We start from the raw sequence: 26,426 nt of genomic DNA on the forward strand, positions 1-26,426 counted from the left end.
TGTTGTTATCCCGATTTCAATTGATTGGTTTTCTTCGGTTGCCAGTGCTTGAAGATCGACTAGGCTTAGACTGATTACACCGCTTTTTCAGTTTTCAGATAGCAGGAGGAAGAAATGGCAAAAGCAAAAGGAACGATCGGAATTTTAACTGGTGGCGGCGATGTTCCGGGGCTCAACCCGGCGATCAGGGCGGTGACGGTACGGGCGCTGCGTGAAGGTTACCGGGTCATCGGTTTGCGGCGTGGCTGGGCGGGGATCGTCGACCTGGTGCCGGACAAGAAAGTGGACAACAGTGAACATTTCCAGGAATTGACCGAGGAAATCGTCAACCGTGCCGGGCGCACCGGTGGCACTTTTCTGCATACCTCGCGCACCCGGCCGAGTCATCTGCCAAAGAGCAACGTGCCGCCGCACCTGCGTGACAGATACACTGATGAAATCAACGACGTCACCGAGGACGTGCTGAACAACCTCGATTTTCTCGGTATCGACACCCTGATTCCGATCGGTGGTGACGACACCCTCAGTTACGGGCTGCGGCTGCATCAGGAAGGGATGCGGGTGATCGCCATCCCGAAGACGATGGACAACGACGTGCCGGGTACCGACTACTGCATCGGCTTTTCCACCTGCGTTACCCGTACCATCGAGTTGACCCACCGTTTGCGTACGACCGCCGGTTCGCACGAGCGGTTTCTGGTCCTGGAAGTCTTCGGTCGCTACGCCGGTTATTCGGCGCTGCTGCCGACCATGGCCGGCGCTGCCGACCGCTGCGTGATACCCGAACACCCCTTCGACATGGAGCATCTGGCCGAACTGCTCAGTTTCGATCGCAAGAAGCACCCGAGCAATTATTCGGTGGTGCTGGTCTCTGAAGGCGCGACCATGACCCATCACGACGAGATGTTGTTCGAAGGTGAAGAGGCAGACCAATTCGGCCACAAAAAGCTTGGTGGCATCGGTGATGAGGTGGCGAAGCATTTGAAAGATCTGTCGCCGAAATACAATGAGGGACGGCGGGTCAACGTGGTCAACCAGCGGCTCGGCTACCTGGTGCGCTGCGGCGATCCGGACGCGATGGATTCGATTGTGCCGATGGCTTTCGGAAACCTGGCTCTCGACCTGATTCTGCAAGGGAGCTCAGGCCGACTGGTCAGCCTGCGCAACGGCTGTTACGACAATGTGCCGATCGATGTGGTGACCGGGCGCAAAAAGGTGGTCGATGTCTGCAAGTACTACAGCACGGAACGCCTGCGGCCGATTTACGAATCTTTCCTGCGCCAGCCGCTGTTTATAATGACCAGTGATGTCTGAGAGGTTTTGACCTGTGGATTAGAAGACTCAACCGCTTGAAACCAGGTAGGTTCCGGCGCCGATCATCACCGATCCGGCGGTACGGTTGAGGGTTTTCTGCCCCCGCTCCGAACGAACATAGCGGCGGGCCGAGGACGCGCCCGCAGCAATCAGCATCAGCCCAGCCATCAGGGCGAGGAGGGTCAGCACTGATGCCAGCACAATGTCGCCGCTGGTCAGGATTGTCAGGTCCATAAAGGTCGGCAGGAAGGCGATGTAAAACAGGATAACCTTGGGGTTTGACGCTGAGATGAGAAAACCCTGCAGGAAACTGTAGCGTTTCTTCTCTCGCAGTACGTCACCGCTCGGCAGCTCCTGATGCTGGCGGGCGGCTCGCCACATTTTTATTCCAAGATAAATGAGGTAAATAGCGCCAATAATACGTACAGCCATGAAAGCCGCACCCCAGTGCTCAGCCAAGGCGGCCAGCCCGAAACAGGCAAGAATCAAGTAAATGATGTCACTGATTGTCATGCCGAGGGCAAGAAAAAAACAGCTGCTGGCGCCCGAAACCAGTGCCCGGGCGAGAATGGCAAAAACACCGGGGCCGGGCGTGATGCCGAAAATAAAAATAGCGAGAAAAAAACTGATCGCGCTTTCGATACTCATAAACTGTTTAACCTGTCGATCTTTTTGGTTTGTGAATGGCCAGAGTGTAATGCAGTGCCGGGTGCGGGGCAACACTTAGTTGGCTGGTTGCTGGCATGCTTTTTTCAAGGAAAGGGAGAGTTTGTTTCTCTGCATTTATCCAGCTGTGGTTAACTTGTTGAAATAAAAGCAAGTTGGGAATGCAGATAAAATTTATGGTCCGCCAAATAACCAAGTTGAGGGAGGAAGATTGATGAAATACCTGTTGTTGATCCTGTTTGCCTGCTGTTTGACGTTTTCCAGTTTTGTGCCGACGGCACAGGCGTTCAAAGATACCAATATGGAAGAACTGCAGAAAAAAGCTGATGCAGGTGATGTGGAAGCTTTGACGCAACTCGGAGTCGCTTACATGAAGGGAACCGGGGTCGACGTTGATAAAAAGAAGGGGGCAGAGCTTTACCAGCAGGCAGCCGAGAAAGGCTACGATCAGGCCCAGTGGAACCTGGCTTTTGCTTACCTGAATGGCCGGGGTGTGGAAGAGGATGCGAAAGAGGCTGCGAAGTACATGCAGATGGCGGCCGAACAGGGCTATCCGCCGGCTCAGTACGACCTCGGCATGATGTACCTCCAGGGTGTCGGAGTATCACGCAGTCGGACGACCGCGATCGACTGGATCGTCAAGGCTTCGGATCAGGGGTATAAAGAGGCTGATGCCTTCCTGAAATCTCGCGGCATCGTGAAAAAAAGCGAGATGGAGAAAAAAGAAGGCGAGAAGAAGGAAGAGAAGAAAGACTGATTGCCGTTATTTATAAGGCAAACAAAAGGGCCGAATCCCATTGGAGGGGGGCGGCCCTTTTTTATTCGATCTCGATGATTTCGTATTCTCGCCGAGCCCCGCTTTCAAGCAGGAATGAATCATCAACACCGCGACCAATTAACTCCTGTCCGAGGGGCGAATCGGGGCTGATCAGCATCACATCACGGTTGTGATAATTTACGACCAGTCCACCAGCTGCCGGAGCGAGAAAAACAGCACGTTGATTACCGTCTTCATCTTCCAGCAGCACGAGCGCGCTCATGCGGATCTCGCTGCTATCGCCGAAAGTTCGCATCTGCAGGTTGCGCCAGAGATCGATCGCCTGGCGGATCTCCTGCGCCCGGTTGGCCTGCCCCTGGGCAAGATAAGATGACTCCAGCGCAAAAGTTTCGTATTTGTTGTCAGGGATATTGTCTTCGTGGGTCGCTGTGGCGTGGGCGTGTTTTGCCGCATCGAGCAACAGCTGTCGATCGGTTTCGAGCTTCTGCAGGACCTGCCGGCGAAATTCTTCTTTATCCATCATCAACCTCTTTTGCTCTGAAGATTTTGCAGGATAACAAAAAAGCGTAGATTGATCGATTTTGTTTGTCGTTGTTGCATGCAGGCAGCGCTTTCCGGTAGAGTTTCATCAGGTCATTTCAAACTGTAATTTTATGAGGTGTTTATGATCATCGGATTTGCCGGAAAAGCGGCATCGGGGAAAACCACAGCCGCCAGACATCTGGCTCCTTTGCTCGAAGGAGAAGCACAGATTATCCCGATGGCGATGGTGCTGCGCGACGAGGTGGACGCTTTCCTGCGGGCGATCGGTGCCGAGGAGCATGTGCCGCTGGTTTACGGATGCCAGGAAGATAAGCTGCGGGTTTTTTATATCGATGAAGCCAAGGCGCTGCAACAGTGTCCGCAGTGGGCTGGTTTTGTCGCCGAGCATGGCGATATTCAGGATCGAGCTGGGCAGAGTGCCGTTACTGTGCGCCGGATTCTGCAGTGGTGGGGCACCGAATATCGCCGCGCTCAGGATCCCGACTACTGGACCAAGGCCTGGGCGCGCAAAGTTTCCGGCTACGATCTGGAGAAAGTGCATATCCTGGTCGATGATGTCCGCTTTATGAATGAATTGCGGACTCTACGCGAGTTAGGAGCGAAGATGGTTAAAATAGACCGCCCCGGATTCGCTGCTGGAGGAAATCATGCCAGCGAGACATCGCTTGATGATTATCACGACTGGTGTCTGATTCTGCGCAACACAGGAACATTGGACGAGTTTAAGCAAAAAGTTGAAGATCTGCTAGACTTGTTTGCGAACGAGCAAGTCTAACGACTTACTGCTTTATCCGGAGGACACCAGCAATGCCTGCCATCAGTTCCCAGCTAAGAAAAGCGGTTGAATATGCTACTTTGCACAAGCATTTTCAGCAATTTTTCAAAGTTGTTCCGGCAGTCACCGATGAGCTGATCGCAGAGGCCCAGAGGATTCGCCATAATGTTTACTGCGAGGAGCTTGGCTGGGAACCTGAGAAAAAGGACGGCAGGGAACGGGATGAATACGATCCGCATGCCATCCACTGTTTGCTGCGCAGCCAGTCGCGGGATATGTTCATCGGATGCATTCGCCTGGTTCTGCCGACCGAAAAAGGTGTTGATTTGCATCTGCCGATGCAAAACAGCTGTGGTGACAAGCTCTATCCTGGCCATCCCGACCCGGTCTCCATGGCGAACCGCGAAGTCGCAGAAGTCTGGCGTCTGGCGATCATCAAAGAGTTCCGTCGTCGTCGGCAGGATCAGGGAAGAAACATTCCCTTCCCAGAAGAAAAGCAGGCCTTGTCAGATCGGCGGAAGTTCCCTTACATCCCTGTTGCGCTTTATCTGGGCATGATGGAACTGGCCTCGCAGAATAATATCAATACCCTCTATTTCATGACGGAACCTTTGCTGGCGCGACATTTCAGCCGCCTGGGAGGTGATCTGCAGCTGGTTGGCGAAGGCGTTGAGCATCGCGGCTTGCGCAAGCCCTACCTGATGGATGTGAACCAGGTGCGACGGAAAGCCAGCTTCGCGCTCAAACCGCTGATCAAAGTCATCCGCAACGATATCGAGCATTATAAAAAGCTGAAAGAGAAGAACCAGCCGATTCCTTTTATGGAGGATGGCAAACTAAAAGATTTTCGTGATTTTTAAATCTGTCTCTATTTGCCGGCTTTGCATAGAAAGGGTTCCAGCTCAGTCGCTGGTAGCGGCCTACTGAAAAGGAAGCCTTGGCCGTAGCCGCAGCCCATCTTTTGTAGCAGTTCCTGCTGCTCCTGCCTCTCAACCCCTTCAGCCAGAACATCCATCTGCATCGTCTCGGCCAGTGCGACAATTGATTTGGCGATCGACAGGTCGTTAGCGCTGTGGGTAATGTCGGCGATGAAAGAGCTGTCGATTTTCAGCTTGGAGAGCGGGAATCGCTTCAGATAGCTGAGGGATGAATAGCCGGTGCCGAAGTCGTCGATCGCCAGTGAGATTCCCTGCCTGTGCAGCTGGTTCATGATCTTGATCGTTCCGGATACGTTTTTCATCACGGTGCTTTCGGTGATCTCCAGTTCCAGCCAGCGGGGGGGCAGCCCGGTTTCGTTCAGGATGCGGTTGACGCTGTCGAGGAAACCGCTTTGGCGGAACTGGCGGGCCGAGACATTGACGGCAATTTTCAGATCGATCAGCCCTCCGCTCTGCCAGCTGACCGCCTGCTGGCAGGCTGTCTTCAGTACCCATTCGCCCAGAGGCACAATCAACCCGGTCTCTTCCGCCAGCGGGATGAAGTCGTTCGGCGAAATCAACCCTTTTTCCGGGTGCTGCCAGCGTACCAGCGCTTCGACGCCGACCACCCGGCCGGACGCCAGCTCGTACTGAGGCTGGTAGTGCAGCACCAGTTGGTTCTGCTCAAGGGCTTTGCGCAGGTCGGCTTCCAGTAACAACCTCTCGTGGCTGTGAGCGTTCATGTCGGGGGTGTAGAACTGGTAGCTGTTGCGCCCCTGCTCTTTGGCCCGGTACATGGCAACTTCGGCGCATTTCAGCAGCTCTTCGGCGTTCGACGCATCGCCCGGGTAGGTGCTGATGCCGATACTGACCGTCAGGGGCAGATCCTGGCCACCAATCCTGATCGGCTCAGTCAGTGCTCCCTGAATCTTTTGCGCCAGCGTTGCCGCACCGACAGCATCTTTCAACTCCTCCAGGATGACCAGGAATTCGTCGCCTCCAAGGCGGGCGATGGTATCCGATTCGCGGACCTGCTTGCGCAGGCGCTCTGCCACTTCACAGAGGATCTCGTCCCCGCTGGCGTGGCCGAGGGAATCGTTGAAATTTTTGAAACGGTCAAGGTCAAGAAACAGTAACGCGATCTGGGTCGCAGAACGCCGGGACTTGTCCATCGCATGCCGCAGGCGGTCGTTCGCCCGTAACCGGTTCGGCAGGTTGGTCAAGGGATCGTGGTGAGTCAGGAACTCGAGCTGATCGTCCCGCTCGGCGATATCTTTTTCCATCGACAGGCGATCAGTGATATCGCGTGATGATTCGACAATCCCGAGCAGGCTGCCGTCTTCCGCCAGGTAGGGTGACGCAACCAGTTCGTAGACGCGCAGCTCTCCCGACCTGGTGACATGCTGGTGGGTGACGGTGACCGTCTGCATGCTCCGCCTGACCTCCTGCAGAGGGCAGGGGTGGTCGTTGTCACTGCAGGGCGTTTCACTATGGTGGGAGGCCTGATGACAGGTCAGGCACGACAGCTCGGCGTAGCGGCTGGCAAGGTTGTCCCGGCTCGCTTTGTTCATCAGCAGGACCTGGTAATCGAGACCGATCACCATCAGCGGGTCGCTGACGCCGTCGATGACGGTCTGCAGGAAAGAGCGCTCTTTTTCCAGCGCGGTTTCGACGGCTTTGCGCTCGGTGATGTTGCGGAAGATTCCTCGGGTTGCCGCGGGTTGCCCGTTTTCCAAATGAACGCTGACCATCCCTTCCAGCAGGATTTTCTTTCCGTCTTTGCTCTGGAAGGTTGCCTCGAAACGACCACCGCTGCCCCGAGTCATGATTTCTCTGAAGGCCAGCTGGCAGTGTTCCAGCGATTCCGGGGCGATGACATCGAATATCGTCATCGTTGCCACTTCGTTTTCGCTGTAACCGAGGGTGTCGAGCCAGGCATTATTGACGAACAGCAGCGAACCGTCGATACCGACGCTCTGAATCAGGTCGCTGGCGTTGTCGAACAGGTCGCGCAGGCGCGCTTCGCTTTCGCGCAGCAGGGTTTCAACCGCCTGTCGCTCCGTCATCTCCTGGTTCAGCTCATCCCGTGATGCGGTCACCTCCGCAAGATCGGACGGGTGATGGAACGTGCCATAAGCAAGGCGATCAGTACGCCGGTCAGGCTGACCAGCAACAGGATGCTTGCGGTGGTTTTTTTCAGAAGGTGGATTGTCGACAGAGCTTCTGAAGTGTCGATTTTCGCGACCAGCCCGAGATCGAGGTCGGGCAGGTGACGCCAAACCGCGATCAGCTCTGTGCCGAGGTAGTTGTGAGATAGTCCTGCGCCGTTTTCACCGCTGACCGCTTTCTGCATCGGAGGGATTGGCGGGCTGTCGCTGAAGGGGACGACCTTTTTGGCTTTTTCCCCCGCTTCTCCCTGCATCGGGGTGATCAGGTGGACGAACTTGTCTTCGCCATGCTTGATGCCGAGCACCGTTTTTCCTGTTTTCCCCAGACCGGTGTTGTCGAGAAAGATCGCGCTGGCTTTTTGTAGGTCCATTTCAAAGAGCATCAGGCCGACCGCTTGCTCCTGCTGGCGGATGGCTCCAGCAACCAGAACCCCTTCCCGGTTCTGCTCTTCCGGGGAGAAATAGAAGCGGATCAGTGGGTCCCCCTGGCGGATTCGCTCAAAGAGGGACTGCTCTATGTGACTGAATACGTTGCTAACATGATTCGGTGCATGCTGGCTGTCACTCTGGTAAACAACCCGCCCCTCCAGGTCGGTCAAAACAATCAAATTATGGTTGAGATGTTGCGATTGGAAAATTTTATCCAGCTTGCTGGTTGCGGCCTGGTAGCCCGCATGGTCAGGCTGCTTTATGTGGTTGATCAGGATTGTCAGTTGCTCCGCCAGCAACTCTGCCCGGGCGACAGTGCTGAACTCATGGAGGCTGCGACTGACGAAATCCTCAATCGATTTCAGCTTGATTTCAGAGATCGCTTCGAGTGAGGCGATGCGGTTGGCGATCAACGATTGCTCAGCAGAATGGAATACCAGCAAACCGACCATTAGGGACGGGCAGACGATAAACATCAGCAGTGCAAAAAGAAATTTTTTTCTGATCGACATGCAGAGCCTTCGAGGAGGGTGTATGTGAGAGTGTTAACTTTCTGATTTTGCCTGCTTTATGAGAAGAAGTCAACTTTATGTGGATACTTTTGACTCAATAGTGCTTTTCTAAATATAAAATAGCTAAAAAGAGCAAAATTAAGCATAATTAAATATAGATAGCCAATAGTGGCTATACTTATATTTTGTTAACTTTTCTTACGCCTTTTAACGTATTAAATTATCTTTTTATGTAAAATTATATAAAACTATCATAGCAGGCTGATAATTGCTTTCGCGACCTGTTCCGGAGTGCGGTTGTCGGTGTCTATCTCGTGGTGGGCTGCTGCGCGGTACAGAGGTGTGCGTCGCTGCAAAACTTCCGCGACTTCTTCAGTGAAGGTTTTCCCCTCGACCAGAGCTGGCCGCTGGGTGCCATCCTTGATGCGGGCGACAATGCTTTCGACGGATGCGCGCAGCCAGAAAACGTTGCCATTCTGCTGCAGAATTTCTGTGTTTTCAGTGCGCTCGATGATCCCGCCGCCACAGTCGATAATCAGCTGGTCATGCCCAGCCAGTTTGCGTGCTTCTTCCGTTTCCATCTCGCGGAACCTGTCCCAGCCGAATTTCTCGACAATCTGCGGAATCGGCATGCCGGCAGTTTTGACGATCTCTTCATCCATGCTGACGACCTTTCGGCCGAATTTTTTTCCCAGCAGCTGGCCGACATGGCTTTTACCAGTACCGCGATAACCGATCAGAACGATATTCATACGCCCAGCTCCTTGAGGACGACATTGCGCATCACCTCGGTCGGGGCGTCGATGCCGGTAAATTGTTCGAATTGCAGGATCGCCTGGTTGATGAACATCTCGACGCCGGAGATAGTGATGCAACCGGCCGCTTTGGCTTCTTGCAGCAGGCGGGTTTCCAGCGGGTTGTAGACCACGTCAAAAACAACTTGTCCGGCGCGGAACAGCTCAGCCGGAACCAGGGTGCCATTCTCTTTCGGGTGCATGCCGACCGGAGTACACTGGATGATGATATCGCTCTTTGCCATTGCCGCACCGATGGAGCTTTCCGTCATCACGGCAGAGCTGATCTGCTTGTCGGTTTTCTGTTGCAGATCACTGGTTAACCCCTGCAGAAACTCTTTATCGATATCGAGCATTACCAGCTCCGCCAGCTCGCTGCGGTTGGCCAGGGTGAAGGCGATAGCGCGCGAAGCCCCACCACAGCCAAGCATCAGCACTGTTTTGTCTGTCAGGTCGACTCCGGCATCGGTCAGAGCTTTGAGTGCGCCCGGGCCGTCGGTGCCGAGCCCTCTGAGCTTGCCGTTGTCACAGATGACGGTGTTGATCGAGCCGATGGCGCGATCGGTTTCGCTGATTTCATCGACATGTTGCATGACTTCGATTTTATGCGGGATGGTCACACTCATACCGCGGAAGTTGCCCAGCGCCCGCATCCCGGTCAGGGCACCGGCGACATCTTCAACCTGGCAGGCAACATAGACGAAGTCCTGCCCGGTTGCGGCAAAGGCGGCGTTGTGGATTGCCGGTGACATGCTGTGGCCGACCGGGTTGCCGATCAGGGCACAGAATTGAGTTTTCGGGCTGATGGAACTTTTGTCCTTCATGGCTAAACCTCCGGAATTACGCGATGAAATTTGAGAGTCGCTATCCTAACCCAGAGCTGCGGTCAGCGAAACCGGAAAATTTTCCTGTTTGAGCCTTGAGTAAAAAGGGGGGATTCAGGAGTGATCGAGCTGTTTCTGACAGCCTGCAAAAAAACGTTCAACAGGCTTCTTTCTCGCTTGCAAAGAGGATAAAACAGGTTCAAATTAGCGTGATCAGCAGACCCTTTCGTGGAGGGGGATTATGAGCAGAGAAAAAGTTTCAGGACTGGTTGAAATCCGTGAGATGACGATCGACGATCTCGCAGGTGTGTTCCATCTCGGGGAGCAGCTTTTTACCTCGGATTTTTCTCCCAGCATGTATCGCACCTGGGATGAGTACGAAGTCACGACCCTGTTCAACTCCGACAGCCAACTCTGCCTTGTGGCCGAGCTGGATGATGACCTGGTCGGCTTTGCCCTCGGCACCACGGTGGAAAAGCAGAACTCGGCCTGGAAATACGGTTACCTGGTCTGGATCGGCGTTAAACCCGGATTGCAGAAAGGCGGTGCAGGTCACAAACTGTTTGCCGAGATCCGTCACCGGATGGAGGGGCAGGGAGTGCGGATGATCGTTATCGACACCGATGCCGAAAACGAGGCGGGGATCAACTTTTTCAAAAAACAGGGGTTCGGCAATATACAAAAGCATGTTTACATGACCCTCAACCTGGCCAAACAGCGCCGTCGCCGGAAAGCGAAAAATGGCTGAGCGACTGGAACAGGTGTGGGCGGCGATCGATCCGCAACGGCTCAAGCAGACTCTGCTGGAAATGATCGATATTTATTCCCCCTCTGGCAAAGAAGAGGATATCCAGCTTTACCTCGAAGGAGTGCTTGCGCAGGCCGGTATCCACGTGGTGCGGCAGGAGGTGGAAGAGGAGCGTTACAACCTGCTGGCGACCATGGGTCCGGAGCAACCACCGCTCTGTTTTGTCGGTCATGTTGATACCGTGGCTGCCTGGGATATCGACGACTACGCTGCGAAAGATGAATGGGGCGTTGTCCGTGGCCTCGGCAGCGCCGACATGAAGGGGGGCTGCGCGGCAATGGTCGAGGCTTGGCTGGCTCTGGCGACACTGCCGGAAGACCGGCGCCCGAATATCGGTCTGCTGCTCTGTGTCGGTGAAGAGGAAAACGGCGACGGGAGCACACGTTTTCTCGAAGAACAGCAGCCGGAGTGGGTGGTGATCGGCGAGCCGACCTCGATGCAGCCGGCTTTCAGTCATTACGGCTACCTGGAGATGGAGCTGCAGACACGTGGACGGCGCACGCACTCATCGCTGCCGGAACTGGGGCACAACGCCATCGAGTCGATGTTGCGGGTGTTGCTGGAGCTTGATCGCTCGGCGATTTTCAAGCGCCAGCCGGGCAAGCTGGTCTATTCGATCCGCGAGATGAGTTCGTCGCGTGCCGGCTTTGTTGTGCCTGACAGCTGCGAAGCGATGATCGACTTGCACCTGGCCCCGGATGTCCGTCCGGCCGAGGTGCGTAGCGAACTTGAGGTGATCCTCGAAAAAGCCAGGCAGCGGATTGATGAGCTCGACCTCGAAGTTTCTTTTGCTTACGAGGCGGATGGCTATCAACTGGAGCAGAGTGGCTGGTTGCTGGAGATCTTCGAGGAGGTCTACCCGCGCCTCAATTTGCCTCTGACGCTGCTGCCGTTCCGTTCGCATTCGGATGGCAACCTTTTCTACCAGGCCGGCTGTAAGCCTCTGGTGCTGGGACCCGGCTCGCTGGAGACGGCCCACACCGCCGAGGAGCAGACCAGTCTCGCCGAGGTTGAAGCTGCGGCGCGTATTTACTGTGCCATCGCCCTCGGTTTGCCCACCTCCTGATTTTCCTTTATGATCAGCGCGGGCCTGTTTTAAGGACCGCGCTTCGGTCCTTTTATCCTGCCCTCTGCCGAATGAATTTCGTTGCTACACTGATTTCCGTGGGCAGCTTTTGAAAGGATTGTGACAATGGAACAGCCGAAGCTGGAAGATCCGAAGCTGGACTTCACTGAGCAGGAGAAAACCGAGCTGACAAAACCCTGGCAGGAACTCTCCAGCCTGATGGAGGAGGGCAGCAGCGAACAGCTGCAGGAGTTTCTCGCCGGCATCTCACCGTCCGATACCGCCCTGGCTATTTCGCGCCTGAAGGCGGAAGAGCAGAACCGCCTGGTGACGCTACTCGGCCCGGAGGACGCGGCCGAGATGCTCGAAGATATCTCGGAAGTTCAGGCCGCTGACATTATCGAGGAGCTGCCACCAGAGCAGGCCGCGGCCATCCTTGAGGAGCTGGACAGCGATCACGTCGTTGACCTGCTCGGTGAGATGGATGAGGAGGATGCCGACGCCATCATCGAGCAGATGGCGCCGGAAGATGCCGAGGAGGCGCGCCAGTTTCTAAAGTATGCGCCCGACACCGCCGGTGGCCTGATGATCTCCGAGTATCTCGATTTTCGCAGTAGCCAGTCGGTCAAGGATGTGCTCGACGATTTTCAGAATAACCGTGAAGAGTACGCGTATTACGATGTTCAGTACCTCTACATAACGGACGAGCAGGGACGGCTCGAAGGGGTGCTGCGAATGCGTGATCTGCTGTTTCCGAAGCGCAGCACAGCGCTCGGCGACTTGATGATCGCCAACCCGTTCAAAATCAACGTCGACGCCAGCCTCGAGGAATTGGAGAATTTTTTCGAGGACCACGACCTGTTCGGCGTGCCGGTGGTCGATGGCGAGGGCAGGATGCTCGGCGTGGTCATGCCGGAGGCGGTCGAGAGCGCCGGGCAGGAGCGCAGCGTCAAGCAGTTCCTCGGTTTTTCCGGGATCATCGGTGGCGAGGAGTTTCGCTCTATGCCGCTGCTCTCGCGTTGTGGTCGGCGGCTCTCCTGGCTGTCGCTCAATATTGTCCTCAATATCGCTGCTGCCAGTGTCATTGCCCTTTATACCGATACCTTGGCAGCAGCGATCGCCTTGGCGGTGTTTTTGCCGATGGTCAGCGACATGAGCGGTTGCTCCGGCAATCAGGCGGTGGCAGTCAGCATGCGCGAACTCTCCCTCGGTCTGGTGCGGCCGGCGGAACTGTTCTGGGTGCTTGGCAAAGAGGCCGCGCTCGGGCTAATCAACGGCCTGGCGCTGGGGCTGATCCTTGGCGGTGTCGCTTTCCTTTGGAAGGGGAACATGTTTCTCGGCCTGGTGGTCGGCGGTGCGCTGGCGCTTAACACCTTGGTGGCGGTGTCGATGGGTGGCCTGATTCCGTTGGTTCTAAAACGGCTGAAGCTCGACCCGGCGCTGGTCTCCAGTCCGCTGCTGACGACGGTGACCGATATGTGCGGCTTCTTTTTCGTTCTAAGCTTCGCTTCACTGGTGCTGGACAAGATATGAAATACGACCTGATTGTCATCGGCGGCGGCCCGGCGGGGATGTTCGCTGCGGGTTTTGCCGCTTTGAACGGTGCGCAGGTGCTGTTGCTGGAGAAGAACCGGCGCTGCGGTGCCAAGGTGCTGATTACCGGTAAGGGGCGCTGCAACATCACCAACAGCGAAAATGAGCCGCTGCGCTTTGTCGAACATTTCGGCCGGCAGGGCAAGGCGCTGCTGACGGCTCTTTATGCCTTCAGCGTGGAAGACACGATCGACTTTTTCGAACAGCGCGGCCTGAAACTGCAGATCGAGCGGGGCGGACGGGTTTTCCCGGCCGGGGGAGGGGCAGTCGAGGTGCAGAAGCTGCTGCAGCGATTTGTCGTCGATTCCGGTGTCGAGCTGCTTTGCGACTGCGAGGTCAAAGGGTTTGTCACGACCGGGCAGCAGATCGATGCGGTGCAGACCGATCGCGGCGATTTTGTTGCCGCTCAATATCTGATCGCGACCGGTGGGCTCTCTTATCCGGAGACTGGCTGCACCGGCGATGGCTACGATTGGGCCCAGCAGTTCGGCCATAAACTGGTTGAACCGCAGGCAGCGTTGATGCCTTTGACCCTGGCGGAAGACTGGACCGGCGACTGCTGCGATCTCAACCTGAAAAATGTGAAATTGACGGCCAAACGTGAAGGCAGGTCGATTGCAGAGCGTTTTGGCGAAGCTTTTTTTACCCGCAACGGTATCGGTGGACCGATCGTCCTCGATATGAGTCCCGAAGTGCGTGACGCGTTGAAAAAAGGTGCCGTGACCCTGCATCTCGACCTGAAACCAGCGGTTGAAAACGAGCTGTTCGATAAGCGGCTGCAGCGCGAGTTTGCCGAACTGAGCAATAAGGACTTTCGCAACTCTCTGGGGAAGCTTTTGCCGAAGAGCATGATTCCACTCTTCATCGAACTTTCAGAGATTGATCCGTACAAGAAGTGTCATTCGATCACCAGGGGTGAACGGAAAAAGCTGCTTGATCTGTTCAAAGACTTAACGTTGCATGTGACCGGTCATGAGGGGATGAAAAAGGCGATCGTCACTTCTGGTGGGGTTTCGCTGAAAGATATCGACATGCGGACGATGCGTTCGAAGAAGGTGGACAATCTTTACTTTGCCGGCGAGGTGATTGATCTGGACGGGCCGACCGGTGGCTTCAATCTGCAGGTCTGCTGGTCGACCGGCTATCTGGCCGGAGTCAGCGCTGCGGCGGCTGCAATGGAAGCTTGATGGTGAACGTGGTGCCTTCGCCCGGCACCGAATCGACGCTGATATCGCCGCCGTGGTTGTCGTGGATGATGAAGTAAGAGACGAAAAGCCCCAGCCCGGTTCCACTCCCAACCGCTTTGGTGGTAAAAAATGGGTCAAAAATTCGTTTTTTGACCCCCTCCGGCATCCCGGGGCCGCTATCCTGGATGCGGATGATTGCCATTTCTCCATCCTGCTCTAAATCGATTCCGAAACGCCTTCTCTCCTGCGGAATGTTTGCCAGCGCCATCGCTTGGGTCCCGTTCTTCAGCAGGTTGAAGAACACCTGCTGGATTTTGCTCGCCTCACAATTGACCTTAGGCATACCTTCACTGTAATGGCGACTGATCTGGATCTGCCGGTAATCGTATTTACGCTGAAAGTCGTAATCGTTGGCCAGCAGGTCAAGTGTGTTGTCGAGCAGTTCGGCCAGATCGGTTGGGTGGAAGTCGCTTTGGCCGTCGCGGCTGAAGTTGAGCATGTTTCTGACGATCGTGGCTGCACGCTCGCAGGATGTCATCGCATGGTTGATCTTTTCCTCTATGCCGCATGCCGCCAGGTATTTTTCAAAAGCTACGCAATCGAGGGCAACGTCATCTGCAAGTTGCCGGGATCTCTTGTTCTCTGCAGAAAGTCGATTTTTAATCAGGTGCAGGTTCTGCATGATTGCCGATAGAGGATTGTTGACCTCATGTGCCATGCCAGCGGCCAGACCACCGACGGAAAGCATTTTCTCTGATTGCACCAGGGTTTTTTCCAGCATTTTCCGCTCGGTGACATCATCGACCCGCAAGACGATACTGTGTGGTTCGGGCGAGCCGATCGGATAGGCTGATATCTGCTTGCTGCGGGTAATATCTCCATGCAGATATTCAATCTCCCCGTGGAAAACACGTTGCTTCTGGCAGGTGGTTTTGATGATCTCGTTCAGGTGCGGCTGCAGAAAGGGGAGCAGCAGAGGCAGCTTTTTGTTCAGTGCATCACTCTGCGCGATCCCGGTCGAAGCTGCAGCGAACTTGTTCCACTGGGTCACCAGGCCATCCGGACTGATGGTGACCAGAATTGAGGGCATGAAATCGATAACGTTGCGTAGCTGGTCACGGAACCTGTTCGCTTCCTGCTCGAACCTTTGCCGGTCGGCCAGCATCTGGTTAGCCGATTCTGCCAGCTGGCTGAACTCGGAAAATTTCTGTGACTGAACGTCGATCGGTTCGCTGTGGCGGGCTGCCCGGGCAAAGAAATCCTGAAAGTTTTCAAACCCCGCACTCATCTGCTTGCCGAGCTGGCGAGAAAGGAAGAAGCCGAGGAGCAGGAAGAAAGCCAGTGATGCGCCGATTGCTATCATTTTCTTGTTGATAGCAGCTCTTTGCTCGGCCAGCATCAGCGCGAGTTCATGGTCCAGGTCAGCAACGAAATCGCCGCTGCCGATGTACCATTCCCACTCTGGCAGACCGGTCACGTAGCTGATCTTCGGTTCCGGTCTTTCTCCGCCCAGCGGTGGCATAACGTAGCGCAGGTAACCGTCACCCTGCTTCGCAATTTTGATCATCTCCTGCACTAGCTTCAAGCCGTTACTGTCTTCGACCTCGTACATGTTGCGCCCCTTCGCCGGGTAGGCCAGAGAAACGCCATTGAAGTCCGAGAGGAAGATGTAGCTGCCATCTTTAAATTTGATACTTTCGATGCGTGCAATCATCTCCTGTTGCAGATCGCTGATCAGATCGTCGACATATTCCCCGGTGCCGACAAGCCAGTTAAGGGGAGGGAAGTATTTGATATAGGCGACTTTGCGGTGGTGACCGGTGCTTCCCGGTTTGGTCCAGGTGTATTCGTAAAAACCTTCACCTGTTGTTTGAGCGATCTTGATCATATCGCGAACGACATATTTGCCGTTGCTATCCTGAAGTTTTGAGAAATCGCTTCCCTCAAGTTTCGGGTTTGGGGGAAAAAGTTGTTCAATGCCGTCGAGGCGGGTGGCAAAGTAATAACCGCGGCCATCGTTGTAAGTAATGGCGCGCAGAGAGCTGCGGATCATCGCCGCGATTTGATCTTCCGTGTGGTCCGATATCGAATCGCGGTAAATTTCTTCCATGACGGCATGAGCTTCCAAGGTCCGTTGCTTGACCTGCTCACGCATGCGGTTGTCGAGTTGCTGCCGCTCATGGTTGATCATGTCGACAACGTGCTCAACCCGTTCCCTGAGTTGGTTCATTTGCTGCTGAATGGCTTTGTCTTGCAGGATTTCGGTTTGCTGGACAAGCTCTTGACGGCTGCTGTGCAGCCAGAACAGACCGATTGCGAGAATCGAGCAGATGACCCCGACCATGTAGCGATTAAGAAAACTTCGGACTAGACTGTTTTTGCGTAACATAAAAAAGCCACAGGTTGGAAAGACTTCACCCTTAACCTGTAAATAGTAGCCCAGTCGAGAAATTTGTCAATTCTAATCTTTCTGCGCTTTAGACTTTTCCGACAGGCGCCAGGTAGATGGTGAACTCTTCATCGCCATCAACTTTCAGCAACTCATCCATTTTCTCCTGGTGATAAGCGGCAATAGCGCAACATCCGCAGCCGACCGCTTCACAGGAAAGATAAAGGTTTTGGCACAGATGCCCGACATCCATCAGGATAACGCGGTGGGCAGCAGTATGATAACGCCACTCACTGCGTGCCGGGACGACGCTCCAGATAAAAGTGACTGGTGCAGTTGCGGTAAAGGTTTGATTCAATGTGGCTTGCGTGAGCGCCGCACGCAGTTCTTCCACTTCGATGGCATGTTCCAGCACTAGCGCGTGGTCGACCGGAAGGTAGCGGTAGATACCCGGTTGCAACCCTTCGACATTGGTGATTGCCAGGTAGGTTTCGAAGGGATGACGACAGCCTGCCGAAGGGACCGTACGCAAAGCGGTTCCGGGAGAGATAACTCCGCGGCATCCTTGTGTTGACCAGAGCAAAAAGGAGAACTCGGCAAGGGTGAGGCCCGCTTCGGTGTATCGGCGATGGCTGCGCCTGTTGGTGATCGCGTCGAGCAGGCGGGTCGAAGAGAAGGGCTGCCATTGCTCAGAACTGGGCAACGCGATCATCGTTTGATCTTGCTGTATCGGTTTCTGCACCGGTGGCGGAGCGATCCCCTGATTCTGGTCGGTCAGATGAAAGTTGAGTTGCAGGCGCAGGTTGTCGCGTAAAAACTCCCGATAGTTGCTCAGTTCTGCTTTGTCCATGATCTTCTCCCGAGGAAATTTTTGAAATTATAACCGTTGTTGTCTTGATTTTGCAAACGCTCCATAGTTTTGTACTCATTCTTTTTTCGCCGTTTTGTATCTGTACCCACTGGCGACTTTTTCGCTAAAAGAGAGATAGAATTTAAAAAAGCTTTGGCAACAGGAGCGGACAGTGAAGACAATTGGACTCATCGGGGGCATGAGCTGGGAATCCACGGTTCTCTATTATCAACTTCTCAACGAGGGGGTGCGTCAGCGGTTGGGTGGCTTGCATTCGGCAAAGATTCTTCTGCACAGCGTCGATTTTGCTGAAATTGAGAATATGCAGGTCAACGGCGAATGGCAGCGGGCTGGCGAATCCCTGGCCACTGCCGCTCGGGGGTTACAACAGGTTGGCGCTGATATGGTGTTGATCTGTACCAACCTGATGCACAAAGTCGCACCGATCGTCGAAGCTGCTATCGATGTGCCGTTATTACATATTGCCGATGCGGCCGGTACCGCCATTGAACAGCAGGGAATTAAAAAGGTTGGCCTGCTTGGCACCCGTTACACCATGGAGGAAGATTTTTACCGCGGACGGATTTTCGACAAGTTCGGTATCGAAGTGATAATTCCGGAAGAGGATGAGCGCGACTTGGTCCACCAGGTGATTTTCAATGAACTTTGCATCGGTAAGTTTGCCGATGCGTCACGTGAGCGTTATCTGCAGATTATCGCTAAACTGGGTGATCGCGGGGCAGAAGGGGTGATTCTCGGTTGCACTGAAATTCCCCTGCTGGTAAAGCCGGAACATACCGACTTGCCGTTGTTCAATACGGCCGCTTTGCATGTGGAGATGGCGCTGGAAAAAATGCTGGTTTGAAAAGAGCCTGGCTGAAATTTAAAAAAGGGGACCGACACATTTCGGCCCCCTTTTTTAAATTTCAGTGGGTGTTCTCAGGATTCCAGCAAGCTGCGGTCGAGCAACGAACTTTCCTCCCGCTCCGGTAGCGGCTCTTTATCCGGATCTTCGCGGTTGGCGCGGTACTCGATGACTCCTGCGTGCAGGGCGCTGGCGATCAGGTTAGAGCAATGTTCCTTCTCTGGCGGCAGACCGCCGAGGGCTTTACTGATATCCTCTGCCCGAAATTCGAGCAGCTCGTCCAGGGTTTTGCCTTTGGCCATCACCGACCCCATCGACGAGGTGGCGATGGCGGCACCGCAACCGTAAATCTTGTATTTGACGTCGACGAGGACATCGTTGTCGATCTTCATGAAGATTAGCACTGAATCGCCGCAACCGGGGTCGCCGACCTGAATCAGCATTTCAGCGTCTTCGATCCGGCCCATATTGCGTGGGTTCTGGAAATGATCCATGACAATTTCGTTGTACATCTGGTCACTCATTTTACCGCTCCTTATCTTTAACCTGTGCATAGGCACAATATGATTTGAACTTTCATGAGTCAATAAATTTTCGCCCTTCTTGCGACTGGAATTGGTTTCGGCACTGGTTGTGCAAAATTAGCTGTGACGAACGCTCCAAGGAGGAAACGAATGAAATGTGCTCTGGTTGTTGACGAAGACGCAAACTTACGTCGGCAGGTTGTGAAAACCCTCGTAGATTGTGGCTTTGATCGGGTTGTTGAGGCTGAAAATACCACGATTGGTGCAGCCCTGGCGATTTCGGAAAAGCCGTTGTTGTCGGTTCTTGATCTTTCCCTGACTGCGGAGGATGGAATTTCTGCTGCTGAAAAAATCGGCAGACAAACCACCGGTCCGGTTGTTTTGTTGGCACCGGCTGGGGAAAGCGAATGCCTGGAGACGGCCTGGGAGGTCGGGATCAGCCAGTTCCTGCTCAAGCCGTTCTGCGAGGAACAGCTGAAGATCAGCATCGATACGGCAATTCACCAGTTTGTCGAGATGTCGAGCCTGCAGCAGGAAGTGGATAAGTTGCGCGAAACGATCGAATCTCGCAAGAAGATCGACCGCGCTAAAGGGGTGTTGATCAATCAGGGGATGAGTGAGCAGGACGCCTATCGCAAGATGCAGAAGTTGGCAATGGATAAGCGCAAAACCTTAAAGGAGGTCGCGGACGCCATTTTGCTGATGGAAGGTTGAATCGGCTTAGTCTGCCGCATCCAGCACTTCACGTACGGTGGTGGCCAACTCCGGCAACGGCAGGGGTTTGGCCATCACTTTTTTGATGTTCTCCGGTAGTGGTCCCTGCTCCTGCAGATCCGCGCTGTAGCCGGTGCAGAGCAGGACAGGAATTGAAGGGTTCAGCTGGCGCAATTCGGCTGCCAACTCCTTTCCTGTGATCTCTGGCATGGTCTGGTCAGAAATCAGCAGGGCATACCGATCAGGGTGCTGACGAAGTTCTTCCAGCGCCCGGCTGCTGTCTTGCATCCCGGTGACCTGGTAGCCCAATTCCTTTAATGTTTCCACAGTGATTTCGGTAATCGCCTCTTCATCATCGACAACCAGAATTTTTTCCGTTCCAGTTGGCAGATAGATTTCTTCATTGTCATGGTCGGTGGTTTCTACCTGGATGTCGGCCTTCGGCAGGTAAATGTCGAAACGTGTTCCTTGGCCCGGTGCACTGTTCACGCGGATAAAACCGCGCAGCTCCCGGACGATGCCATGGACGACGGCCAACCCCAGGCCAGTGCCCTGCTCACCTGTTTTGGTGGTGAAATAAGGATCGAAGATCCGTTCCATGGTTTCACTGTCCATACCACTGCCGGTATCACTGACACTCAGGCAAATAAAATCACCGGGGACGACATCGCTCTCAGTAATCTCTTCCCTCCTGACCTGTTGCTGCTTCAGTTCGATTGTCAGCGTTCCTTTGGCGTTGCCGATGGCCTGGGCGGCGTTGGTGCAGAGGTTCATGATGACCTGATGGATTCGTACCTGGCTGGCTTCGATCCAGCCGCTGTTCGGGTCGACATTACTTTCGATGTTGATCGTTGTCGGGATCGATGAACGCAGCATTTTCGAGACTTCCGCCAGCAGCAGGTGTGGTTGGAACAGTTCTTCGCTGGAGGCATCCTTGCGGCTGAAGGTGAGGATCTGTTTGACCAGGTCGGCTGCCCGGTTGCTCGCTTTCAGGATGCTGTCGAGATCACGTGCCAGACGGCTCCCTTCTTCCTCGCGCATGCGTGCCATGGTGGCGTAGCCGATGATGGCGGAAAGGATGTTGTTGAAATCGTGGGCGATGCCGCCGGCCAGAGTACCGATCGCTTCCATCTTCTGCGCCTGGATCAGGTCATCTTCCAGCTCTTTCTTTTCGGTCACGTCCTGAATGATTTGCACGAAAGAATCTTGTTCTTCGCCACTTTTCTGGATCGGTGCGGCGGTGACCTGGAAAACCCGTTTCAGTTTTTCGCTGTAAATGGTTTTTTGATAGCTTTCACCACGATCGTAGCACTCGTTCTTGGTGCAGCCCGGGCACCTCTGATTTCTGTGATGGAAGAGCTCGTAACAGTGTTTACCGATCAGCTCTTGCTCGGATGCCTGGAAAAAGTCATAGACGGCTTTGTTGGCTGCAGTTATCGCCATGTTTTTATCCTGGATGGTGACCATGTCAGGGATGGCGTTGAACATGGCAACCCATTCATCACGGGACTTCTGCAGTTCCGCGGAGCGTTCTTTGACGCGTTGTTCCAGCGAACGGTTGAGTGTGAAAATTTCCTTGAGCAGGTGGTTGAAGTTCGTGTAAAGCAGGACAAAAATAACCAGCAGGAGCAGGCTTGTGGTGGCGAGGACTGTCCAGAAACGGGCTTTGACGGCTATGTATTCTTCCGAAAGATCGAGTTTAGCAATCAGGTAGCCCGTTGGTTGTTGGTTTAAATCGGGCAGGGCAAGCAGCCGAACCATGGCGAAATGTTTGTCTTGCGTGTCATGCCATGAGCGCTCAATTTCCCAATCGATATTCGGGTTGCCGACCGGGAATGCATCGGGATCTGCCGCGATGATTGCGTAGCCAGTGACTTTTTTGATCGGGTACGGAATATTGTATTGCTTTATGTAACGTGCCTTTTCCTCTTCGATCAGGATTGCAGTTGGTGCCTTAAGGCGCTCCTGAAGCAAATCGACCATTTTGGAAATACCGATGCCCCACTGTACAACGCCGCAGTATTCTCCCTGCCAGTAGACCGGTTGGCTGACATGGTAACCGAGTCCTACGCCTGAAATCGCATAGGCTGAAACCTGTTTCTTTGTGGTGTTTGCAGCGACGATGTCGGGGCGCATTTCGCCGATATCGTCGCCTGTCAACTCTGGCCTGTGCACGCGGAGAAACGCGGTGTTGTCCGGTAAGACCCAGGCGAATGACGTAAAATCCGGGGATTCGTTTCTCAAAACATTGAGAAACGGCTTACTCACCTGAAGAAGTTTCGCTTTGTCACGTTCGTGAAAGGCCTGCACCATCTGTCGGCGGGCTGGGGAGGTTTCCGTATTGACCAGGCTGCGGATTCTTTTCTGGTAGCTGGGGTAGATGCCTGTTTCCATGGTCGCTGCAATGTCGCGAGCGCTGGTAATCCGGGCTTCCACCACCCGGTTCAGATCTTTCTGCCCTTGCTGATAGATAAAGTAGACCAGTGCCGCCCAGATCACCAGAGTGATCGACATGATGCTAAAGATTGCTTTCCACTTAATATTCATTGAAGCGAACCCTGTTTTTTTAGAGAGCGGCAATTTGAAAATATTAACACTTTGTCGTGAGGTTGTCAGAATTTTTTTCTTTATCAAACCTGCTATTCTTATTGGTCATAGCTTTGGTCATAGCTGAAAACAATAAACAAGGAGCCGACCATGGAACCGATCATCCCCGGATATATTCCCCCCGACTTTTCTCTGCCGGAACTGGCGTCAGCCCCAGTGGTGAAAACGGCCCCCGCGCCGAAAGATGGAGTTGTCCCCGCAAACTATCATGGCACGTCCAATTATCCGGAGTATTTGCACCTGGGAGGCGGTGATTGGCTGCTGGCTTCAGAGAGCCGAATGGATTCGGTGCTGGTGCTGAAAGATCGGCAGGTCGATGTGGTCGAGGCGCGCCGGGTGAAGCAGGGCGATGAGGTTGTCATCGGCCGGACCGAGGACGGTGAAGAGGGCATTTACGTTCACACCACCGGTTTCGAACCGCCGTCGATGGCAGAAGGGGATAAGTTTGCCTTCCGCACCCGTGGCACCCGCGAGACACCCTTTTCCCGCAGCTACGACGATCTTTACCATGTGCTGCGGCACGATCGTGACCACGGCTACATCACCTGGGTTCTGGGACCAGCGGTCGCTTTCGACAAGGATAGTCGCGATGCCATGCAGGGCCTGATTGAGAGCGGCTACTGCCATTCACTACTGGCCGGTAACGCGCTGGCGACCCACGATCTGGAAGCGGCCTATTTTCGCACCGGTTTGGGACAGGATATTTACACCCAGCATTTGAAACCGATGGGGCATTACAACCACCTCGACATCATCAATGAGGTGCGTAAGGCGGGATCGATCAAGCAGGCGATCAGCGACCTGCAACTGAAAGACGGCATAATCTACGCTTGTGAAAAAGAGAAGGTGCCGTACGTGTTGGCCGGGTCGATTCGCGACGACGGGCCGTTGCCGGAAGTCATTTCCGATGTCTACGCCGCACAGGATGCGATGCGCACCCACGCTCGCAAAACGACCACGGTGATCGCGCTGGCAACCCAGCTGCACTCGATCGCATTCGGCAACATGGTGCCGAGCTACCGGGTGATGGATGATGGCAGCGTGCGGCCGGTTTTTTTCTACATTGTCGACATGACTGAGTTTTCGGCCGACAAACTGGCGAATCGGGGCTCGGCGCAGGCGGTCGCAATACTGACTAACGCACAGGATTTCATGATGAATCTCTGGAATAACTTGAAGAAATAGTTCCCTCCCCCTTGAAGGGGGGGGTAGGGTGGGGGTGATGTTTCGGAAACCTTACCCCGCCCTCAAGGGGAGGGGATGTCAAAGGTAAAAGTCATGAAACAGAAAAAAATTCGCATCATCGGTATTCAGATCGACCTGGGGCAGAAACAGCGCGGCGTCAACATGGGGCCGAGTGCTATCCGCTATGCCGGGTTGTCAAAAAAACTGAAGCGACTCGGCTTCGAACTGCACGATTCCGGCAACCTGTTTGTGCCGGTGCGCGATTCTCTGGATGACGAGGTGCAGGAGCATTTTCTCCATTCAATCCAGCAGGTTTGCCAGGCGACCTACGAAGCTGGCAAACAGGCGGTTGAGGAAGGCTATATCCCGCTGTTCCTCGGCGGTGATCACTCGCTGGCCATCGGCACCATCGGCGGCGTCACGCACAGCAAACCGAGTGGGGTGATCTGGGTTGATGCCCATGGTGACGCCAACACGCCGGAAAGTTCCCCGTCAGGCAGTATTCACGGTATGCCGGTGGCAGCGTTGCTTGGTGAAGGCTACCCGGAACTGGTCAACGTCGGACGCGCCGGGGCGAAAATTTCCGGTAAGGACATGGTGATGATCGGCATCCGCGATCTTGACGGTAAAGAGCGCGAGTGGTTGCGCAAGAGCGGTATCCGCGTCTACACCATGCGTGAGCTGGATGAGCGGGGCATGAGTATAATTATCCGCGAGGCGCTGCAGATTCTGGAACACTGCGACCGGTTGCATGTCAGCCTCGACATGGACAGTCTCGACCCGAATGTTGCCCCCGGTGTCGGTACGCCGTCACCGGGTGGGTTAAGCTACCGCGAAGCCCAGCTGCTGATGGAGATTATCGCCGACAGCGGCAAGCTGGCTTCGGCAGATCTGGTCGAGATCAACCCGATCCTCGATCACGGCAACAGCACCGCCGAGATCGCCGTCGAGCTAATCGCATCTCTGTTCGGCAAAAGTATTCTGTGATTTAAGAAAAAACGGAGCTATGAATGGCTCCGTTTTTAAAGTTGTTATTGCTTGTAACTAATCAAATTTTTTTCTTTTATGTCTATATAAAGCAAGGCCTGCTAGGCCACTTCCTAAAAGTAGAGCGGTTGTGGGCTCGGGGACAGGCGCAGGTTTAGACGCATTCATAGAAATGCTGGAGCCCTCCGAAACGGGACCTGACCAACCATATGTACCAGATGAGGAGTCATAGTTCCCGCGCATATTGAACCACCACGACCAAGGTCCGGTATAATTACTGCCAATGAAAGTTAATTTGTATTGAGTGTCTGCGAACATATCTAGGCTTGCGAGAGAAGTGACATTGTAACCATCCCCATCTAAAAAAACATTATCTATGAAAATAGAGTGTCCGTCATCACCGCTGGCGGCAAAGTAAATGGTCTGGTTGATCGAAGATGTAATATAGGTTTCAAATACATGAACAGTACGGTAGTCAGATAAACCACCGCTGCTGAAACTATCGTGAGTCGGAGACCAAGGGCCGTAGTCTCCTGTTACATACCCCTGAAAAATAGCATCAGAGTAAGGGTCACTTGCTCGGACATAGTCTGCGGCGCTTGAAATATACGAAGCATTGCTTTGATACGAGTATGCCCATAGATCTTCAGTAGAAGATGGGGCTGTTAGTATCGTTTCCGACCCAACTGTGACTGCTGAGGCAATCGATGACATTACAAGTAGTAGAAATCCTACTAACCAAACAATTAGTTGTTTTTTCATTAGAGGTCCCTCTCTCGTTAAGGTTGAAAATTGATCAAAAACAATGCAAATAGAATGCCTGTAGATTGTGTGTGTATATTTCGCTAGTTACTGCTTGGAAAAGATTCTTTTTTTGTTTTGTAAGGTTTTCTGAACAGTTTAGAAAGTAATATGGGAAATAAAATATTTTCCTTTAAATGCCCCTAAACTTAAAAGGGCATAGATCGGTTCTAAAACACTTGCATCAAACCCGCGGAATAGATATATTCGCAAAACTGAATGTTTAACGTCTGTTCCTTGGAGTTGTTCATGTTGAAAAAATTATTGCTTATCGCTGTTGTTCTGGTTCTGTTCGGGTGCTCTGATGAGGCTCCGGTTGCGCAAAGTGCACAGCCGCAAGAAGCCTCCCCTGCAACAACTGAAACTGCTGCTGCGCCTCAGCAGCAATTTTCTGCCGATCACTTGCTGATTTTCTTCCTCGATCCGAATGGTGGTCCCTGCCGTATGCAGGCGTCGATTCTGCAGGAAATGGGGGATGAGCTCAAAGGCAAGGTTGATGTCCGTTACGTACAGACGACCATCAAGGACGATCTGCAGTACTTCTACGCCTACGGCATCCGCGGGTTGCCGTCGTTGGTTCTTGCTGACACCCAGGGCAAGGAAATCAAGCGGCTGGCTCCCGGTGTCAACCCGGCTGAAAATATCCGTCAACTGCTGCAAGCGATTCCGAACTAAAGCCGATGACCCTCGATTTAACCCTGACATCGATGATGATGGCGATGCTGGCCGGTTTGGCCAGTATCGCTTCGCCCTGTGTGCTGCCGGTGGTACCGATTATCGTTACCGGAACCAAGGAGGATCACTGGTCACGTCCGCTGCTGATCGTGGGGCGACGCCGGTTTTCTTGGACACTGATTTGGGATAATGTTCCCGTGTCCAAGGAGATTAAAAATGACAGTAAAGAACCAGAACGAAACCGCTACAGGACCGCTGGCCGAAGGGCAGCGGTGGAGTGCCGCCCGCAAACGAGAAGTTGTCCTGCGCATGCTACGGGGAGAATCTGTTGATGCTCTGTCCCGTGAGCTGAATATCGAAATCTACCGCCTTGAAGAATGGCGGGAGAAAGCTCTGACCGGAATCGATGAGTCGCTCAAAAAGCGCCAGGGTGATCCGGTTCAGGCTGAACTTAA

24 protein-coding genes and 1 pseudogene are annotated in these 26,426 nt (G+C 54.0%); 14 read left to right on the forward strand and 11 right to left on the reverse strand.

Annotation, left to right across the window (positions count from 1 at the left end):
- Positions 1–114: 114 nt before the first annotated feature.
- The gene (locus BUB13_RS16395; RefSeq protein WP_072909850.1) at positions 115–1,314 is read left to right on the forward strand and encodes a 6-phosphofructokinase; all 1,200 of its coding nucleotides are present in this window, start codon (positions 115–117) and stop codon (positions 1,312–1,314) included.
- A gap of 27 nt (positions 1,315–1,341) precedes the next feature.
- Here BUB13_RS16395 and BUB13_RS16400 read toward each other — a convergent pair whose 3' ends face one another.
- A complete protein-coding gene (locus BUB13_RS16400) occupies positions 1,342–1,962 on the reverse strand; it encodes a LysE family translocator (protein WP_072909851.1) in 621 nt (206 codons plus the stop codon).
- A gap of 232 nt (positions 1,963–2,194) precedes the next feature.
- Here BUB13_RS16400 and BUB13_RS16405 point away from each other — a divergent pair, with 232 nt between their 5' ends.
- Complete coding sequence (locus BUB13_RS16405; RefSeq protein WP_072909852.1) at positions 2,195–2,737, forward strand: tetratricopeptide repeat protein; 543 nt, start codon at positions 2,195–2,197, stop codon at positions 2,735–2,737.
- A gap of 61 nt (positions 2,738–2,798) precedes the next feature.
- Here the strand turns inward: BUB13_RS16405 and BUB13_RS16410 are convergent, their stop codons facing one another.
- Positions 2,799–3,278, reverse strand: a complete 480-nt coding sequence (locus BUB13_RS16410; RefSeq protein ID WP_072909853.1) for a GreA/GreB family elongation factor — start codon at positions 3,276–3,278, stop codon at positions 2,799–2,801.
- A gap of 144 nt (positions 3,279–3,422) precedes the next feature.
- On the opposite strand from BUB13_RS16410, the gene BUB13_RS16415 reads away from it, so the two are divergent.
- Both BUB13_RS16415 and BUB13_RS16420 read left to right on the forward strand, forming a co-directional pair.
- Positions 3,423–4,076 carry a deoxynucleotide monophosphate kinase family protein gene (locus BUB13_RS16415; protein ID WP_072909854.1) on the forward strand — a complete coding sequence of 218 codons (654 nt, stop codon included), beginning with the start codon at positions 3,423–3,425 and terminating at the stop codon, positions 4,074–4,076.
- Positions 4,077–4,108: 32 nt separating this feature from the next.
- Positions 4,109–4,936, forward strand: coding sequence for a PEP-CTERM/exosortase system-associated acyltransferase (locus BUB13_RS16420; RefSeq protein WP_072909855.1), 828 nt, complete (start codon positions 4,109–4,111; stop codon positions 4,934–4,936).
- An 8-nt stretch (positions 4,937–4,944) separates the two neighbouring features.
- Here the strand turns inward: BUB13_RS16420 and BUB13_RS16425 are convergent, their stop codons facing one another.
- The 4 genes from BUB13_RS16425 to BUB13_RS16440 all read right to left on the reverse strand — a co-directional run bounded on the left by BUB13_RS16425 (position 4,945) and on the right by BUB13_RS16440 (position 9,720).
- The gene (locus tag BUB13_RS16425; RefSeq protein WP_072909856.1) at positions 4,945–7,092 is read right to left on the reverse strand and encodes a putative bifunctional diguanylate cyclase/phosphodiesterase; all 2,148 of its coding nucleotides are present in this window, start codon (positions 7,090–7,092) and stop codon (positions 4,945–4,947) included.
- On the reverse strand, positions 7,089–8,102 hold the full coding sequence (locus tag BUB13_RS16430; protein ID WP_072909857.1) for a hypothetical protein: 1,014 nt from the start codon (positions 8,100–8,102) through the stop codon (positions 7,089–7,091). Before BUB13_RS16430 ends, BUB13_RS16425 begins: the two co-directional genes overlap by 4 nt.
- 251 nt (positions 8,103–8,353) lie before the next feature.
- Positions 8,354–8,854: a shikimate kinase gene (locus tag BUB13_RS16435; protein ID WP_072909858.1), complete on the reverse strand. Its 501-nt coding sequence runs from the start codon at positions 8,852–8,854 to the stop codon at positions 8,354–8,356.
- Entirely contained in the window at positions 8,851–9,720 is an 870-nt protein-coding gene (locus BUB13_RS16440; protein WP_072909859.1) for a shikimate dehydrogenase, read from the reverse strand. The genes BUB13_RS16435 and BUB13_RS16440 overlap by 4 nt, the downstream gene beginning before the upstream one ends.
- A gap of 241 nt (positions 9,721–9,961) precedes the next feature.
- Here BUB13_RS16440 and BUB13_RS16445 point away from each other — a divergent pair, with 241 nt between their 5' ends.
- From BUB13_RS16445 to BUB13_RS16460, 4 genes are all read left to right on the forward strand, one after another.
- Complete coding sequence (locus tag BUB13_RS16445) at positions 9,962–10,468, forward strand: GNAT family N-acetyltransferase (protein ID WP_072909860.1); 507 nt, start codon at positions 9,962–9,964, stop codon at positions 10,466–10,468.
- Positions 10,461–11,594, forward strand: coding sequence for a M20 family metallopeptidase (locus tag BUB13_RS16450; RefSeq protein WP_072909861.1), 1,134 nt, complete (start codon positions 10,461–10,463; stop codon positions 11,592–11,594). The genes BUB13_RS16445 and BUB13_RS16450 overlap by 8 nt, the downstream gene beginning before the upstream one ends.
- 126 nt (positions 11,595–11,720) lie before the next feature.
- Positions 11,721–13,127 (forward strand): magnesium transporter, encoded by a 1,407-nt coding sequence (gene mgtE / locus BUB13_RS16455; protein ID WP_072909862.1) that lies wholly within the window; start codon positions 11,721–11,723, stop codon positions 13,125–13,127.
- Complete coding sequence (locus BUB13_RS16460) at positions 13,124–14,374, forward strand: BaiN/RdsA family NAD(P)/FAD-dependent oxidoreductase (protein ID WP_072909863.1); 1,251 nt, start codon at positions 13,124–13,126, stop codon at positions 14,372–14,374. The genes mgtE and BUB13_RS16460 overlap by 4 nt, the downstream gene beginning before the upstream one ends.
- On the opposite strand, the gene BUB13_RS16465 is transcribed toward BUB13_RS16460, so the two are convergent.
- Both BUB13_RS16465 and BUB13_RS16470 read right to left on the reverse strand, forming a co-directional pair.
- On the reverse strand, positions 14,343–16,763 hold the full coding sequence (locus BUB13_RS16465) for a cache domain-containing protein (RefSeq protein WP_084092235.1): 2,421 nt from the start codon (positions 16,761–16,763) through the stop codon (positions 14,343–14,345). The genes BUB13_RS16460 and BUB13_RS16465 overlap by 32 nt on opposite strands.
- An 88-nt stretch (positions 16,764–16,851) precedes the next feature.
- Positions 16,852–17,613 carry a SagB/ThcOx family dehydrogenase gene (locus BUB13_RS16470; protein ID WP_072909865.1) on the reverse strand — a complete coding sequence of 254 codons (762 nt, stop codon included), beginning with the start codon at positions 17,611–17,613 and terminating at the stop codon, positions 16,852–16,854.
- A 172-nt stretch (positions 17,614–17,785) separates the two neighbouring features.
- On the opposite strand from BUB13_RS16470, the gene BUB13_RS16475 reads away from it, so the two are divergent.
- On the forward strand, positions 17,786–18,478 hold the full coding sequence (locus tag BUB13_RS16475) for an aspartate/glutamate racemase family protein (RefSeq protein ID WP_072909866.1): 693 nt from the start codon (positions 17,786–17,788) through the stop codon (positions 18,476–18,478).
- A 74-nt stretch (positions 18,479–18,552) separates the two neighbouring features.
- Here the strand turns inward: BUB13_RS16475 and BUB13_RS16480 are convergent, their stop codons facing one another.
- Positions 18,553–19,002: an iron-sulfur cluster assembly scaffold protein gene (locus BUB13_RS16480; RefSeq protein ID WP_244151903.1), complete on the reverse strand. Its 450-nt coding sequence runs from the start codon at positions 19,000–19,002 to the stop codon at positions 18,553–18,555.
- A 150-nt stretch (positions 19,003–19,152) separates the two neighbouring features.
- On the opposite strand from BUB13_RS16480, the gene BUB13_RS16485 reads away from it, so the two are divergent.
- The gene (locus BUB13_RS16485) at positions 19,153–19,716 is read left to right on the forward strand and encodes an ANTAR domain-containing response regulator (protein WP_072909867.1); all 564 of its coding nucleotides are present in this window, start codon (positions 19,153–19,155) and stop codon (positions 19,714–19,716) included.
- Positions 19,717–19,722: 6 nt separating this feature from the next.
- On the opposite strand, the gene BUB13_RS16490 is transcribed toward BUB13_RS16485, so the two are convergent.
- The gene (locus tag BUB13_RS16490; protein ID WP_084092237.1) at positions 19,723–22,263 is read right to left on the reverse strand and encodes an ATP-binding protein; all 2,541 of its coding nucleotides are present in this window, start codon (positions 22,261–22,263) and stop codon (positions 19,723–19,725) included.
- A gap of 150 nt (positions 22,264–22,413) precedes the next feature.
- Between BUB13_RS16490 and BUB13_RS16495 the strand changes: the two genes are divergently transcribed.
- Positions 22,414–23,508: a putative NPN-dependent ornithine cyclodeaminase gene (locus BUB13_RS16495; protein ID WP_072909869.1), complete on the forward strand. Its 1,095-nt coding sequence runs from the start codon at positions 22,414–22,416 to the stop codon at positions 23,506–23,508.
- Positions 23,509–23,583: 75 nt separating this feature from the next.
- Positions 23,584–24,495, forward strand: a complete 912-nt coding sequence (gene rocF / locus BUB13_RS16500; protein ID WP_072909870.1) for an arginase — start codon at positions 23,584–23,586, stop codon at positions 24,493–24,495.
- 57 nt (positions 24,496–24,552) lie between these two features.
- Here the strand turns inward: rocF and BUB13_RS16505 are convergent, their stop codons facing one another.
- The gene (locus BUB13_RS16505) at positions 24,553–25,257 is read right to left on the reverse strand and encodes a PEP-CTERM sorting domain-containing protein (RefSeq protein WP_072909871.1); all 705 of its coding nucleotides are present in this window, start codon (positions 25,255–25,257) and stop codon (positions 24,553–24,555) included.
- A gap of 288 nt (positions 25,258–25,545) precedes the next feature.
- Here BUB13_RS16505 and BUB13_RS16510 point away from each other — a divergent pair, with 288 nt between their 5' ends.
- Together BUB13_RS16510 and BUB13_RS16515 are read left to right on the forward strand one after the other, a co-directional pair.
- Complete coding sequence (locus tag BUB13_RS16510) at positions 25,546–25,971, forward strand: thioredoxin family protein (protein WP_072909872.1); 426 nt, start codon at positions 25,546–25,548, stop codon at positions 25,969–25,971.
- 261 nt (positions 25,972–26,232) lie between these two features.
- Positions 26,233–26,426: pseudogene (locus tag BUB13_RS16515) on the forward strand (helix-turn-helix domain-containing protein); the annotation flags it as partial.

The organism is Malonomonas rubra DSM 5091, from assembly GCF_900142125.1.
Classification (GTDB): Bacteria; Desulfobacterota; Desulfuromonadia; order Desulfuromonadales; family Geopsychrobacteraceae; genus Malonomonas; species Malonomonas rubra.